Annotated in this window: 11 protein-coding genes; 8 read left to right on the forward strand and 3 right to left on the reverse strand. The window is 74.4% G+C overall.

The window, feature by feature from the left end:
• Nucleotides 1–57 precede the first annotated feature (57 nt).
• The gene (locus ABZ842_RS20160; RefSeq protein ID WP_361538236.1) at nt 58–711 is read right to left on the reverse strand and encodes a pentapeptide repeat-containing protein; all 654 of its coding nucleotides are present in this window, start codon (nt 709–711) and stop codon (nt 58–60) included.
• Nucleotides 712–1148: 437 nt separating this feature from the next.
• Here ABZ842_RS20160 and ABZ842_RS20165 point away from each other — a divergent pair, with 437 nt between their 5' ends.
• Complete coding sequence (locus tag ABZ842_RS20165; protein WP_361538237.1) at nt 1149–2039, forward strand: universal stress protein; 891 nt, start codon at nt 1149–1151, stop codon at nt 2037–2039.
• Nucleotides 2040–2133: 94 nt separating this feature from the next.
• Nucleotides 2134–2811: a class E sortase gene (locus tag ABZ842_RS20170; RefSeq protein WP_361538239.1), complete on the forward strand. Its 678-nt coding sequence runs from the start codon at nt 2134–2136 to the stop codon at nt 2809–2811.
• Nucleotides 2812–3005: 194 nt separating this feature from the next.
• Here ABZ842_RS20170 and ABZ842_RS20175 read toward each other — a convergent pair whose 3' ends face one another.
• Entirely contained in the window at nt 3006–4052 is a 1047-nt protein-coding gene (locus ABZ842_RS20175) for a PHP domain-containing protein (RefSeq protein ID WP_361538241.1), read from the reverse strand.
• A gap of 246 nt (nt 4053–4298) precedes the next feature.
• On the opposite strand from ABZ842_RS20175, the gene ABZ842_RS20180 reads away from it, so the two are divergent.
• Nucleotides 4299–5534 (forward strand): aromatic acid exporter family protein, encoded by a 1236-nt coding sequence (locus tag ABZ842_RS20180; RefSeq protein WP_361538310.1) that lies wholly within the window; start codon nt 4299–4301, stop codon nt 5532–5534.
• 34 nt (nt 5535–5568) lie between these two features.
• Here the strand turns inward: ABZ842_RS20180 and ABZ842_RS20185 are convergent, their stop codons facing one another.
• On the reverse strand, nt 5569–6378 hold the full coding sequence (locus ABZ842_RS20185) for a VOC family protein (protein WP_361538243.1): 810 nt from the start codon (nt 6376–6378) through the stop codon (nt 5569–5571).
• Between the two features lie 320 nt (nt 6379–6698).
• Here ABZ842_RS20185 and ABZ842_RS20190 point away from each other — a divergent pair, with 320 nt between their 5' ends.
• The 5 genes from ABZ842_RS20190 to ABZ842_RS20210 all read left to right on the forward strand — a co-directional run bounded on the left by ABZ842_RS20190 (nt 6699) and on the right by ABZ842_RS20210 (nt 14910).
• A complete protein-coding gene (locus ABZ842_RS20190) occupies nt 6699–6950 on the forward strand; it encodes a DUF6158 family protein (protein ID WP_361538245.1) in 252 nt (83 codons plus the stop codon).
• 432 nt (nt 6951–7382) lie between these two features.
• Entirely contained in the window at nt 7383–10958 is a 3576-nt protein-coding gene (locus ABZ842_RS20195) for a phosphodiester glycosidase family protein (RefSeq protein WP_361538247.1), read from the forward strand.
• A 186-nt stretch (nt 10959–11144) separates the two neighbouring features.
• A complete protein-coding gene (locus ABZ842_RS20200) occupies nt 11145–13193 on the forward strand; it encodes a SpoIIE family protein phosphatase (protein ID WP_361538312.1) in 2049 nt (682 codons plus the stop codon).
• Nucleotides 13194–13283: 90 nt separating this feature from the next.
• The gene (htpX, locus tag ABZ842_RS20205; protein ID WP_361538249.1) at nt 13284–14198 is read left to right on the forward strand and encodes a zinc metalloprotease HtpX; all 915 of its coding nucleotides are present in this window, start codon (nt 13284–13286) and stop codon (nt 14196–14198) included.
• Between the two features lie 115 nt (nt 14199–14313).
• Nucleotides 14314–14910 carry a hypothetical protein gene (locus tag ABZ842_RS20210; RefSeq protein ID WP_361538251.1) on the forward strand — a complete coding sequence of 199 codons (597 nt, stop codon included), beginning with the start codon at nt 14314–14316 and terminating at the stop codon, nt 14908–14910.
• Nucleotides 14911–14933 lie beyond the last annotated feature (23 nt).

Genomic DNA, 14933 nt, shown 5'->3' on the forward strand with positions numbered 1-14933 from the left:
GTCGCCCCTGCGCCCGCCCGACGGCCGTCGGGCGGGCCCCGCAGGTCCTGCGGCAGATCAGCGGTCCAAGACGTCGATGCCGAGCGTCTGCGCGAACAGCGGGGCGAAGTCCAGCAGTTGGGCCGTGCTGATCGTGGCGCCCTTCAGCGACTCCACGCCGGCGCTGATGCCGAGCCGCTCCGCGCCCCGCAGGTCCACGTCCTTCATCCGCGCCTGCGGGAACCGGGCGTCCTCCAGCGCGGAGCCGGGGAAGGAGACGCGGGTCAACTCCGCGCCGGCGAAGTCGACGTCGCGCAGCAGGCAGTCGACGAAGGTGACGTCCCGCAGCGTCGTGGACCGCAGGTTCACGGAGTCGAACTTGCACTGGTGGAAGGTGACCCGGTGCAGTTGCGAGCCGAACATCTCCAGGCCGGCGAGCGAGCCCGCCACCACCTCGGCGTCCATCCAGTGGGTGTCGACCAGGTCCGTGGCGACGAACCGCACCGTGTGCATCCAGACGTCGTTGAAACGCGCCCGGCGCATCCGCCCGCCGGTGAAGACCGTCGAGGTCAGCGCGGACTCGGTGAAGCGCACGGCGCCGCCGTCGAACGCGTCGTAACTGCCTCCGTCCACATGGACGCAGTCCAGGTCGCTCTCCACGTGCAGTTCGCCGTCGAACGGCCGGAGGTGCGCCGCGTACGGCAGCTCGGACAGGGCACGGGGTGCGGGCATGACGGGGCCTCACAAGGACTCGACTCAGGGAAGGAACAGCGCGGGCACAGCGCACGGCGCCACCGGCGGCACTGGCGACCGCCTCGGCGCGCGGCTCACGTTACCCCAGGTCAGAGCGGCAAAAAAGCGCATCCTGAAGGTTTCCAAGAGGGCGCCGATACGGCCTTCTGCGGGCCCTTGGAGGGCCTTTTCGGCGTTGCCCCATAGGTGGCTTGCGGGCGGTGCGTGTTCGTCGCCCACAGGGCCGTCTGGACGTTCCGGGGCGCATGGGTGGTCGATGGGGCGCGAGGGGACTTCGGGCCTGGTCGGACGGCCCGGAACACGGGACCTGTGGGGGCGCGGGCCGGGACCTCGTGCCCCTCGCACGCGCGCGCACGAGCACCCATGCTGGAAAGCGGGATCACCGACGATCCCGCACGTTCCAGGAGGTGTGCAGCATGTCCAGCACCAGCACCAGGCCCGTCACCGTGGGCCTCGACGGCTCCCGCGAGAGCCTGGCCGCCGCCGATTGGGCGGCACAGGAAGCCGTACTGCGCGGACTGCCGCTGAAACTGGTCAACGTCTGGGAGCCGGTGCCGATGGCGGCCCGGGCCACCTTCCTCGGAGTGGAGAGCCAGCAGCACTGGGTCGAGCGGGTGCCCCGCGAGGCGGCCGAAGGGGTGCGGGCCCGCCACGGGGAACTGGACGTCACCATCGACCAGCTCACCGGCCGCCCCGGTGACGTGCTGCCGAAGGTCGCCGACGAGTCGGCGCTCCTCGTGCTGGGCTCGCGCGGACTGAGCAGCTTCGGCGGGTTCCTCGTCGGCTCCGTCGGCCAGGCCGTCCTCGCCACGGCCCAGAGCCCCCTCGTCTTCGTCCGCGCCCCGGAGGAAGGTGCCGGCGCCGAGACCGCCGACGAGGGTGCGGGGACCGTGGTCCTCGGCCTGGACGCCAACGAGCCCGACGACGCCCTGATCCGTTACGCCTTCGAGGACGCCGAGCGCCGGGGCGCAGCGCTGCGCGTGGTGCACGCCTGGTCGCTGCCGCCCTACTTCGCCTACGGGCTGCCGCCGGACCCGGTGCTCGACGCCGAACTGGAGAAGCAGGAGACCGCCACGCTCAAGGAAGTCCTGGCTCCTTGGCGGGCGAAGCACCCCGGCGTCACCGTCGATGAGGCGCCCACCATCGGCAAGACCGCGGACGTCCTGGTGGCGGCGGCCGAGGGCGCGGCGCTGCTGGTCGTGGGCCGCCGCATCCGCAAGGCGCCCTTCGGCGGTCGCATCGGCTCCGTCGCCCACGCCGTGCTGCACCACGCCACCTCCCCGGTCGCGGTCGTCCCGCACGCCTGACCAGCGGGCCCCGGGGGCTCTCACCCGTCGCCGTCACGCGTACGGCCGTATCCTGGACCGGACGGCCGTACGCTGACGACGAACGGGACCCGTCATGGCGAAGCTCCACACCGCACTCGTGACGCTGGCGGCAACGCTCCTCACCCTGCTCGCCCTCCTCGCCACGTGCACCACCGCGCTCGCGGCCGGTGTCGGCGAGTCGCGCGAGCGCACGCCGGTGGCCCTCGCGCCGTCCGTACCCGGCCCGGCAGGGCCACGTACGGTCGCGACGGACTCCGACGCCACCGTGTCGATCCCCGCCATCGGCGTCGACGACCTCACCGTGGTCCCGTACGAGGGCACCACCGACGACCTCGCCGGCACCCGCATCCAGGACCGCGCAGTGGCCGCCAGCCCCCGCGGCGACACCGGCGGCGTGGGCCCGGGCGAGACGGGCAACTACCTGGTCACCGCCCATCGGCTCAGCGCCGGCGGCCCGCTGCGCGACCTCCCGGCGCTGCGCGAGGGCGACGTGGTGACCGTCGTCGAGGACGGCCGCACCCACCGCTACGAGATCACCGAGACCCGCTCGACCTCCTTCCGCTCCGAGCGCTCCCTCGCCGAGCAGCGGGCCGCGGTCCCCGGCCACCCCGGGGAGCGCCCCACCCGGGCGATGATCACCCTGTCGACCTGCGCCACGCCCGAGGACGACGCCGCGGGCAACCACTGGCGCGACGAGTTCGGCAACCCCGAACACCGCATCGACAAGGTCGGCGTGCTGATCGACGACTGACGGACCGTCGTGGGTATGAGGGGCGCTGGGGGTCCCCCACGCCTTTAGGCGTAGGGGGCGGAACTGCGCGACAAGCCACAGACGGGCCGCAGACGCCATCACCGCGCACGCGCCACGGCGCTACCGCGTCCGCCAGGGCCGGGGCAGCGGCAGGGGCAGGGCGGAAGCGCCACGCTGGGCGCCGCGGACACGACCTAGTCGGCGACCCAGGCGAGGAGTTCGTCCGCGTCGAAGGTGTTGATCACCCGTTCCGCTGGCACTCCCGCCCGCTCCGCCCGGGCGCAGCCGATGATCTGCCAGTCGAGCTGGCCGGGGGCGTGCGCGTCCGTGTCGACGGCGAAGTGGACCCCCGCCCGCACCGCCTGCTCCAACAGCCGCATCGGCGGATCGAGCCGCTCGGGACGGCTGTTGATCTCCACGGCCGTGCCGGACGCGGCGCAGGCCGCGAAGACCTCCGCGGCGTCGAACTGGGACTCCGGCCGGGTGCCGCTGGTCCTCGACCGGCCCCCGCGGACGTGCTCCCGGCCGATCAGCAGCCGTCCGGTGCAGTGGCCGAGCACGTCCACCAGGGGGTTCTCCACGGCCTTCACCATCCGCCGGGTCATCTGCGCGGCGTCCATCCGCAACTCCGAGTGGACCGAGGCCACCACCACGTCCAACGCGTCGAGGAGCGCCGCGTCCTGGTCGAGGGAGCCGTCGGGGAGGATGTCGCACTCGATGCCGGTCAGCAGTCTGAAGGGCGCCCAGTGGCGGTTCAGCTCCGCCACCGCGGCCAACTGCTCGCGCAGCCGCTCGGCGTCCAGCCCGCGGGCCACCGTCAGCCGCGGCGAGTGGTCCGTGAGGACCGCCCAGTCGTGCCCGAGGGCGATCGCGGTCCGTCCCATGTCCTCGATCGGGCTGCCGCCGTCCGACCAGTCCGAGTGCAGGTGGCAATCGCCGCGCAGCAGCGAGCGCAGCCGCTCGCCGCCGTCCGCGAGCGGCGCCGCGGACTCCTCCTCCAACTGGCGCACGTACTCCGGCACCTCACCGGCGAGGGCCTGGGCGACCACCCGCGCGGTCTTGGGGCCGATGCCCTTGACCGACTCCAAGGCGCGCGGGGACGCGGCGCGGCGCCGCAACTCCTCGGGGGACATCCGGGCCACCACGGCGGAGGCGGTGCGAAAGGCCCGCACCCGGTACGTCTCCGCCCGGGCGCGCTCCAACAGGAACGCCGCCCGGTCCAGCGCCTCCACGGGATCCATCGCCAGCTCCCTCGCCCGCCACCGGTCCGACACCCTCCAACGCCACTGTCGCCCGGCGCGGTGTCCGCGGCACGCCGGGCCGGGCGCCGGCGTTCCCCCGGACGGGTCATGGAAGCGTCGCGTTCGTCCGAACATCCCGCACCGCCCGTGCCTCCAACGGCCTCAGCGGGCACCCCAGTGGCATGAGTCACTTGCACCGCGCCGTGGGCCGTGGCTGAACGGCGCCCGCCCACGGCGCGGTCGGCCGTGCGGGCGGCCACGGACTTCGTACGGGCGCATCTGCGCGACCCCGTCGTCGGCCAGACGCTGCGCTCGACCGCAGCGGCCACCATCGCGTACGTCGTCGCGCTGTGGCTCAGCAGCGAACCTGCGCCGCTCACCGCCCCCCTCACCGCGCTGCTGGTCGTCCAGGTGACGCTCTACTCCACGCTCACCACCGGCATCCGCCGGGTGAACGCGGTGGTGGCCGGGGTGCTGATCGCCAGCGCCTTCAGCCTGTGGGTGGGGCTGAGCTGGTGGAGCCTCGGCCTGATCATCCTGCTGTCCCTGGTCGTCGGGTACATGGTGCGGGTCAGCGAGTTCGTCCCCGAGGTCGCGATCAGCGCGATGCTCGTCCTCGGCGTCACCCGGGTGGCCGACACCGCATGGGACCGGGTGCTCGAAACGCTCATCGGCGCGGTCGTCGGGCTGCTCTTCAACGTCGTCTTCGTGCCGCCGGTGTGGGTGACCTCCGCCGGCGACTCCATCGAGGACCTGGCCCGGCGCATGCGGCTGCTGCTGCTCGACATCGGGGAGGAGCTGAGCACCCCCACCACCGTGGCGACGGCCGCCGCCCGGCTGCACGAGGCCCGCCGGCTCGACGACGACGTGGCCGACGTGGACGAGGCGCTGCGACAGGCCGAGGACAGCCTCAGGCTCAACCCGAGGGTGCGCGAGGGGCTGTTGAACCGGGTGGTGCTGCGGACCGGGCTCGACACCCTGGAGATCTGCGCGGTCGTGCTGCGGGTGCTCGCCCGGACCATGACCGACCTGGCGAAGGAGCACGGCGACGAGGGCCTGTTCCCCCGCGAGACGACCGGACGGGCACTGGAAGAGCTGCTGGCCCACGTCGCGGACGCGCTGGTCGACTTCGCCGTACTGGTCACCACCCAGGTCAGCGCGGACGCACAGGAGGCGGAGGAACGCCTCGCGCGCGGGCTGGAGGACGCCGCCGCCAGCCGGGAGCGGGCCGCGGCCCTGCTGCTCGCGGGGGTGCGCGGCGATCCGCGCGACTGGCAGTTGCAGGGCGCGCTGCTCACCGAGATCGACCGCATCCTCGCCGAACTCGACCCCGAGCACCGCTCGCGGCGGCTGATGGAGGAGTTGGACCGCCGGGTGCAGCAGGAGCGGGAGAAGTTCCCGCGGGTGGCGGCGGCCCGGCAGTGGCTCGGCCAACGGCGCCGGACCCGGGCCGGGACCACGACCCACGGCGACGGTGCCTGAGCACCGGGCCGTCACCCCGCTGCCCCGGCCGGGGTCAGACGTGCGTGGTGATCGTGAACAGCGCCCCGTCCGGATCCCGTACGGTCGCCTCCCGCGCCCCCTCGAACGTGGTGTGCCGCTCCAGGACCGTGCCCCCGTGCTCCACGGCGGCCTCGGCCGTGGCGTCCACGTCGTCGACCGGGAAGTGCACGTCCCACCGCGGTCGCAGCAGCGGATCGGGGGCGGCCCCGGTGGCACCCGAGCTGAGCCGCGCCAGCACCCGCCCGAGGCTCACCAGCACGACCTCGTCGTTCTCGTAGCTCACGTCGCAGCACCCGGGGCGCTCGTTCGCCCAGTCGAGCACCTCGCCGTAGAAGATCGCCGCGTCGAAGGCGTTGCGGGTGCGCAGCAGCAGCCAGGCCGGTGCGTCCTTGTGGCCCGACTGCCAGTCGGGGATCAGCGCGCCCTCCCAGATCCCGAACACGGCGCCGTCGCGGTCCGCGGCCAGCGCCCCGCGCCCCAGCGAGAACGCGAGCGGGCCGACGGCGACCGTGCCGCTGCGCTCCCGGATCCGGGCCGCCGCCACGTCCGCGTCCTTCGTCGCGAAGTACGGCGTCCAGGCCACGGCGACCTGGAGTCGGGGAGCGAGCGCCCCTATCCCGGCGACGGGCGCGCCGTCCCGCACGGCGACGGCGAACTCGTCGCCGAGCCGGCCCTTGCGGAACTCCCACCCGAGGACGGCGCCGTAGAAGTCCTGCGAGGCACCGAGGTCCCGGGCCATGAGGCTGACCCAGCACGGCGCGCCGAACTTCTGGTCACTCGACGTCATGCCCGGCACGGTGGGTGGTCGCGTCTCGTTGTCCATGGCCCTCTTGTCCCTGAGTCCCTGAGTCCCTGAGTCCCTGAGTCGCTGAGTCCTTGAGCTCCTGCGTCGTCGTGCCGCTGCATCGCCCCTGGGGCACAGCACGGGCAACCGGCATCGTGCGGCCGGCGCCGGCTCGCTCCCCATCGTGCGCCTCAGGTGCCCCGGATGCGAGTCGCGGTTGCTCCGGGTGGTCCCGGCGTGACCGAGCGCGATCCGCCGCCCCCGGGTTGCGGCCCGGCCGGAGAAGGGGCCGGATGGTCACACCACGCCGTACGGGGAACGACGCGTGACGACGCGAGCACGGAAGGAGCCCGGCTGCCATGACACGGGCCGACCAGCAGCACCGGGGCGTCGCCGCCGCCCGCCTCGGCGAGCACGAGCTGATCCGCGAGCTGGAGAACATCCACCGCAGCCGACACGACACCCTCCTGCACGGCTCCGCCGCCGCGCTGGCCGCCCACACCGCCCGGATGGCGGAGCTGGAAGCGGAGTACCTGCGCCGCCACCCGGACCGTCAAGTCTCCGCGGGCCGCACCCGCGAGGGCGCCCGCGCCCGCGACCCGCAGCGCTGACGCCCTCCGCACCCGCCTTCCGCACCCGCCTTCCTCACCCGCCGTCGTCACACGTCCTGCGCACGCGCCGTCCTCGCACGTCCTCGGCACGCCGTCACCGACGTACGGGTGACGTCCCGGCCGTCGCCCGCAACGCGCCGGCGGCGCCCAGGACGCGGGCCGCGGCGTGCCGCTCGCGCTCCCCGCCGCACTGTCGACACCCGTTGACCACACGTCGTACACGATCACGACGGCCCTCGTTCCGCCCTGCGACGGCGGTAGGAGCCTGCGTGCTGGGTACATTCACCGCGGCGCTGTCGCCCCACCCGTAGGACAGCGCCTGCTGCGTGCTCAACCAGCCGTCACCCAGGAGACGTTGTGGCCCGAGGCAGAGCCAGAAGCAGAGCCAGAAGCAGAGCGACCGGACGTACCCTCCTCTTCCCCGCGGCGACCGTGTTCACGGCGCTCGCCGCGACCCTGGCCGGGACGCTCGCCCCGGCCGTCGCCGACACCACCGACCCCCGGCCCCGCACCACCGCCGAAGTCCTGCGCCCCATCGCACCACCGCCCGCCAGCAACCCCTACGCCGTGCCGCCCACCACGCCGCCCGTCCCGTCCGCAGAGGACGCCGGCGGCACCGAGGCAACGGAGGGCATAGAGACAGCGCGTGATGCCCGGCCCGTCGCGCCGGGCATCACCCTCACCTCCTACGACCGGCTCGAAGCCCACACCTGGCTACGCGTCGACACCCTCTCGGTCGACCTCGGCGCCGGCACGGGCGGGGCCTCGGGCTCGCGCCCCGGTTCAACGGGGGTCGACTACCTCTCCACCGGCAAGGTCGCCGACCGCGCACCGCTGAGCCGGCTGGCAGCGCAACACGACCCCGGACCCGGGCGGCGCACCGTCGCCGCCGTGAACGCCGACTTCTTCGACATCAACCAGACCGGCGCACCGCTCGGCCCCGGCATCCGCGACGGCGCACTCACCCAGTCACCCGCCCCCGGAGCCCACCGCGCCGTCGGCATCGGACCCGGCGGCGCCGGCCGAGTCCTGGAGCTGTACTTCGACGGCACCCTGACCCTGCCGTCCGGACCCGGGCCGCTGACCGCGTACAACGCGGCCAACGTGCCCGTCGACGGCGTCGGCGCCTACACCTCCGCCTGGGGCGCCGCCGACCGGGCGCTGGCCGTCGACGCCGCCGCCTTGCGCGCCGAGGCCGTCGTACGCGACGGCCGCGTCGTCTCCGTCACCGACCGGCCCGGCAGCGGGCCGATCCCCGACGACACCACCGTGCTGCTCGGCCGGGAGGCCGGCGCCACCAGGCTCGCCGCGCTCCGGCCGGGTGACGCGGTGTCCCTGGCGTACCGGCCGCGCACCGACGGCGGCCCCCTGCCGCGCACCGCGGTCGGCGGCCGGGAACTCCTCGTCGTCGACGGCGTCGCCATCGGCCACGAAGGCGAACCCAACAACACCGCGGCGCCCCGCACCGCCGTCGGGTTCTCCCGCGACGGACGGACCATGCAGATCGTCACCGTGGACGGGCGCCAGGCCGACAGCGGCGGCGTCACCCTCACCGAACTGGGGCGGATGCTCCAGCGCGCCGGCGCCCACAGCGCCCTCAACCTCGACGGCGGCGGCTCCTCCACCCTGCTCGCCCGCGCCCCCGGCAGCGACGCGCTCCAGGTCGAGAACAGCCCGTCCGACGGCAGCGAACGGCCCGTGCCCAACGGCCTCGCCCTCACCGCGCCCGACGGCAGCGGCCGGCTCCACGGCTACCGGGTCACCACCCGCACGCCCCCGCGCGAAGCGCCGACCGCCTCGCCCGTCAAAGGCGGCCGACCCGACCGGGTCTTCCCCGGGCTGACCCGCGCGCTCACCGCCGCAGGTCACGACGAGACCTACGGGCCCGCCGCCGGCGCCCCGACCTGGCGCTCCGGCGCCCCCGCCGTCGGCACCGTCGACCGCCGCGGCGTCTTCCGCGCCGGCCACAGCGGCACCGTCACCGTCCGCGCCCAGCGCGGCGCCGCCCACGGCAGCATCCCGCTGACCGTGCTCGGCCCCCTGACCCGCGTCGAGCCCACCACCCGCCGGGTCTCCCTCGCCGACGCGGACGCCACCGGCACCTTCGGACTCGTCGGCCGCGACGCCCAGGGCAACAGCGCACCCGTCGAGCCCGCCGACGTACGCCTCGACTACGACCGGGAGCTGTTCTCCGTCACCGACGACGGCGCAGGCTCCTTCACCGTCGCCTCCCGCACCGGCGCCGGCGCGGGCCGCATCACCGCCACCGTCGGCGCCACCAGCACGGTCCTCGCGGTCAGCGTCGGCCTCGCCGAGCAGCCCACGACCGGCTTCGACGACGCCGCCCGCTGGACCTTCAGCCAAGCCCGCGCCGACGGCTCGGTGGCCCCGACCGACGCCGGACACACCGGCACCGGCCTGGAGTTGCGCTACGACTTCACCCGCTCCACGGCGACCCGCGCCGCCTACGCCAGCCCGCCGGGCCGCATCGAGGTGCCCGGCCAGCCGCAGTCCTTCACCCTCTGGATCGACGGCGACGGCAACGGCGCCTGGCCCACCCTGCACCTCAAGGACGCCACCGGCTCCGACCACCTGCTGCGCGGCCCGTACGTCACCTGGACCGGCTGGCGGAAGGTCACCTTCGCCGTGCCGCCGACCGCCGCGACCCCGCTCGCCGTCCACCGCTTCTACCTGGCCGAGACGGTGGCCACCCGGCAGTACACCGGGAAGGTCGTCATCGACTCGCTCACCGCACAGGTCCCGCCCACCGTCGACCTGCCCGCGCCGCCGCGGCCCGTCGATCCGCTGATCGACCCGGCCGCCGTGACGGGGGAGCGGGACTGGCGGTTCGCGGTGATGTCCGACGCCCAGTTCGTGGCCCGCGCCCCGGACAGCGACATCGTCCGCCAGGCGCGGCGCACCCTGCGCGAGGTCCGGGCCGCGAAACCCGACTTCCTGGTGGTCAACGGGGACCTCGTCGACGAGGGCTCGCCCCAGGACCTCGCGTTCGCCCGGCGCGTGCTGACGGAGGAGTTGGGGGACGCCGTGCCCTGGTACTACGTGCCCGGCAACCACGAGGTCATGGGCGGTCGGATCGACAACTTCACCGCCGAGTTCGGCGCGCCGTTCCGCACCTTCGACCACCGCGGCACCCGGATCGTCACCCTCGACACCTCCAGCCTGTCGCTGCGCGGCGGCGGCCTCGCCCAGATCCGGAACCTGCGGGCCGCGCTCGACGGCGCGGCGCGCGACGGCGACATCGGCTCCGTCCTCGTCGTCGAACACGTACCGCCGCGCGACCCCACCCCGCAGCAGGGCAGCCGGCTCGGCGACCGCAAGGAAGCCGCGCTGATCGAGGGCTGGCTCGCGGACTTCCGCCGCAGCACCGGCAAGGGCGCCGGCTTCGTCGGCAGCCACGTCGGCGTCTTCCACGCCGACCGCGTCGACGGCGTGCCGTACCTGACCAACGGCAACTCGGGGAAGGCGCCGGCCGGACCGGCCGGCGACGGAGGCTTCACCGGCTGGTCCCTCGTCGGGGTCGACCGGGTGTCCACCGCCGAAGCCAGGGCGGCCCGCGGCCGGCCCTGGAGCCCCGGCCCCGACTGGCTGTCCGTGCAGACCCGGGCGCACGTCGACGCCCTCGCGCTCGACGCCCCCGCGGCCCTCGCCACCGGCAGCACCGCCGCGGTCCGGGCCACGGTGACCCAGGGCACGCGCACCGTCCCGGTCGGCTTCCCGATGAGCGCCGACTGGACGGCGTCGAAGAACGTCCACATCGCGTCCCGAGCGGACGGCCGGCCGCCGGCCAAGGCGCCGCACCCGCGCACGGTGGCCGTCTTCGACCCGGCGACGGGCCGGCTCACCGCACTGCGACCGGGCACGATCACACTCGCCGTGACCGTCTCCGGAGCGCGCCGACAGGTGGAGATCCCCATCGCGGACGCGGCCCCGGCCGCCCGCGGCGCAGCCGACCGGCCGCGGCCGGTCACCGCACGCGCCACCGGGTGACGCCGCCGTGACCACCCCGCCCGAGGGGCCTCGCCATGCGGGCGGGGCCGATCGCGGGCAGGGTGGTCATGAGCGTCACGGAGGAGGTGGTGCACCGTGGGCGGTCCACGCGCACCCAAAGCCGTGGCCACGGACGGGGAGGGACAAGGCGCCCGACCACCGCTCGCCCGGGCGCTCACGGACCTGATGGCCGGCATCGGGGCGCACTCCGGCGCCGTGTACCTGCTGTCGCCCGACGCACAGGTGCTGCAGATGGCAGTGAAGGCCGGGCTGCCCCGGTCGTTCTCCGCGCCCTGGGAACGGGTCCCGCTCAGTGCGCAGATGCCGGTCGCCGACGCGGTCCGCGAGAGCCGGCTGGTGTGGATCAGCAGCGAGGAGGAGATGGCCCGCCGCTACCCGCGGATCGCCGTCGTCCTGCCCTACCCGTACTGCCTGGCCGCGGTGCCCCTCGCCCACGACGACACCACGTACGGAGCGGTGTACGTCACCTGGCCCGGCTCCCACCCTCCGCTGCTCCTGCCGCCGGAGCGCACCGAACTGCTCGCGGCCTGCGACCGGATGGCCCGCCGACTCGCCCAGGCCGCGGCGGCGGGCGTCACCGTCGTCGCCGACGGCGGACCCGTCGAGGCCGAACCCATGGGCCTCGCCCGCACGGGGGCCGCCGAGGAAGCCGTGCGGATGCTGGCGCGGATGCCCGACGGACTGTGCGCCCTCGACGTGGAGGGCCGCGTCGCGTACGCCACCCCCGCCACCGGCCGACTCCTCGGCGTCCCCGTCAGCCGCCTCATGGGCCGCCGGCTGTGGAGCGCACTGCCCTGGCTGGACGACCCGGTGTACGAGGACCGCTACCGCGCGGCCATGCTGAGCCAGCGCACCACGTCCTTCACGGTGCTGCGGCCCCCGCAGGAGTGGCTGTCCTTCCGGCTGCACCCCGGGCGCAGCGGGGTCAGCGTCCACATCACCCAGGCCCGCACCGCGGTGCCCGGGCCGGCCCCCAGCGCCGCGGCCGAGCAGCACGGCAGCCTGGTGTCGATCTCCCACATCCTCAGCCTCGCCGGCGCGCTCACCAAGTCCGTCGGCGTCGAGGACGTCATCGAGACCGTCGCCGACGTGATCATGCCCACGCTCGGCAGCGACGCCCTGGCCATGCTCGCCGCCGAGAACAACCGGCTGCGGGTGCTGGGCCAGCGCGGCTACCGCGACCCGCGGATCGTCAACCGCTGGGACGGCACCCCGCTGAGCGCCCAGATCCCCGGCGCCCAGATCCTCTCCACCGGAGTGCCGTCCTTCTTCGAGTCCCGGGCCGAGTTGGAACGCGTCTACCCGGCGCGCTACGCCACCCCCGACGGCATGGCGTCCTGGGCGTACCTCCCGCTGATCGCCTCCGGGCGCCCCATCGGCACCTGCGTACTCGGCTACGCGCACGAGCACCGCTTCCCGCCCGAGGAGCGCGCCGTGCTCACCAGCCTCGGCGGCCTCGTCGCCCAGGCCCTGGAGCGAGCCAGGCTCTACGACGCCAAGCACCGCCTCGCCCAGGGACTCCAGGCCGCGCTGCTGCCGCGCTCGCTGCCAGCCATCGAGGGCCTTGAGGCCGCCGCCCGCTACCTGCCCGGCACCCTCGGCATGGACATCGGCGGCGACTTCTACGACCTCGTCCGACTCGGTGACGCCGACACCCACACCGCCGCCGCCGTCATCGGCGACATCCAGGGCCACAACGCCACCGCCGCTGGGCTCATGGGCCAGGTCCGTACGGCCGTACGCGCCTACACCGCCGTCGGCCAAGGGCCCGGCCAGGTCATGGCGAGCACCAACCGGCTGCTCATCGACCTCGACGTCGAACTGTTCGCCAGCTGCGCCTACCTCCACCTCGACCTGCCCGGCCGCAGCGCCCTGCTCGCCCGCGCCGGCCATCCGCAGCCGCTGCTGAGGGAGCCCGACGGGCGGGTGCGGGCCCTGGAACTGCCCGGGGGGCCGCTGCTCGGCGTGGCCGGCGAGGCCGTGTACCCCGTCACGCGCGTACCGCTCGCCCCCGGCTCCGTACTGGCCCTGTACACGGACGGCCTGATCGAACAGCCCGGCACCGACCTCGACGAGGGGCTCGCGGCGCTCGCCGGGCGACTGGCCGCGGCCGAGGGCAGCCTGGAGGAGGTCGCCGACGCCCTGATCGACCGCGTCGGCGCCGAGCAGCGCGGCGACGACACCGCGCTGCTGCTGCTCCGCCCGCTGCCGTGAAGGAGCACAATCGAGGAAGGGGAACCGGACGACCACGACACGAGGGGCGGCAACGAGCGCGCACCGGGGGGAGCACCCGGAGGTGATCAGATGGCCAGGCGGCCTCGGTCCCGCTACGCACCGGACCAGGGACTCACCACGCGCATGGTGACGACGATGTTCCTGATCGGGCTGCTGTACGTCGTCTTCGTGGGCGTCCTGCTCGCGCTGCTGCGCGGCGCGTGGCCGCTGATCCTGTTGATCGCGGGCGCCCTGTTCATCGCCCAGTTCTGGTTCAGCGACCGGATCGCCGCCTACGGCATGGGCGCCCGGGAGGTCACCCCCGAGGAGGCGCCCCAGCTGCACGGCGCCGTCGACCGCGTCTGCGCGCTGGCGAACATGTCCAAACCGCGGGTCGCCATCACCGACAGCGACGTGCCGAACGCCTTCGCCACCGGCCGCAACGAGAAGACGGCCCTGGTGTGCGTGACGACGGGGCTGCTCAGACGCCTGGAGCCGGAGGAGCTGGAGGGCGTCCTCGCGCACGAGCTGTCGCACGTCGCCCACCGCGACGTCGCGGTCATGACGATCGCCTCCTTCCTCGGCGTGCTCGCCGGGATCATGGTGCGGGTGAGTCTGTACGGCGGGCTGGGGCGCGCCGGGCGCAGCAACAGCAACACCGCCCTCGCCGTGGCCCTCATCCCCCTGATCAGCGCGGCCGTCTACGTGATCAGCTTCCTGCTCACCCGGCTGCTGTCGCGCTACCGGGAGCTGTCGGCCGACCGCGCGGCGGCGCTGCTGACGGGCCGACCCTCCGCGCTCGCGTCCGCGCTCACCAAGGTGACCGGCGAGATGGCCCGCATCCCGACCGAGGACCTGCGCAAGGCCGAGCCGTACAACGCGTTCTGGTTCGCCCCGGCCTTCTCCTCCCGGGAGAGCCTGGGCCGGCTGCTCGCCTCGCACCCGACGCTGGAACAGCGCCTGGAGCAGCTGGCCGCGATCAGCGCCCAGCTCGCCCGCCCGTGACCGGCGCACGGCCCGCGCGCGGCCCGCACTGCGCGTGCCGTCCGCACGCCATGCGTCGTCCGCACCTCATGCGTCACCTCGTGCGTCGTCCGCACCGTCGAACGGGAGAGTTCCGTTGAGATTCCTCGACGTCATCCTCGGCCGCAGCAAGCCCGTCCGCCCCGACCTCGACCAGCTCTTCGGACTGCCGTCGGCCGCGATCACCCTCCAGGCGGGCGCCGGTTTCATCCCGACCGGCGCCGGCTCGGTGTGCTTCGCGAGCACCGAGGGCGGGGCGTTCGGCCGGATCCAACAGGACGTCGGGGAACTCCTGGACGCCGACTCGGGGCGCGGCGCCCCCGTCACCTTCAGCCAGGACGGCTACGGCTACACCTGGGTGCTCGTCACCCGGCCCGCCGACGACACCGCGGCCCTGGTGAACGACCTGCACGCGGTGAACACCCTGCTGGAGGACGGCGGCTTCGGGCCGCAGCTGCTCTGCTCCCTGGTCGCATTCGCCGGCGGACCCGGCGGCGATCGACCGCTGGCCCTGGTCTATCTGTACAAACGCGGCACGTTCTACCCCTTCGCCCCCCTGCCGGGCGGTGGCGAGCGACGCGACAACGCCCTGGAACTCCAGGTCAGGGCGCTGCTCGCGGACGACCTGCGGATGGAGAAGGACCTGTCCAGGTGGTTCCCCGTCTGGGGCGCCCCCGGCCTCGCCGCTCCCTGACGCCCCGAGCACACAGGGCCACG

It is taken from the genome of Streptomyces sp. NPDC047315 (assembly GCF_040643215.1).
In the GTDB taxonomy this organism is placed as follows: Bacteria; Actinomycetota; Actinomycetes; order Streptomycetales; family Streptomycetaceae; genus Streptomyces.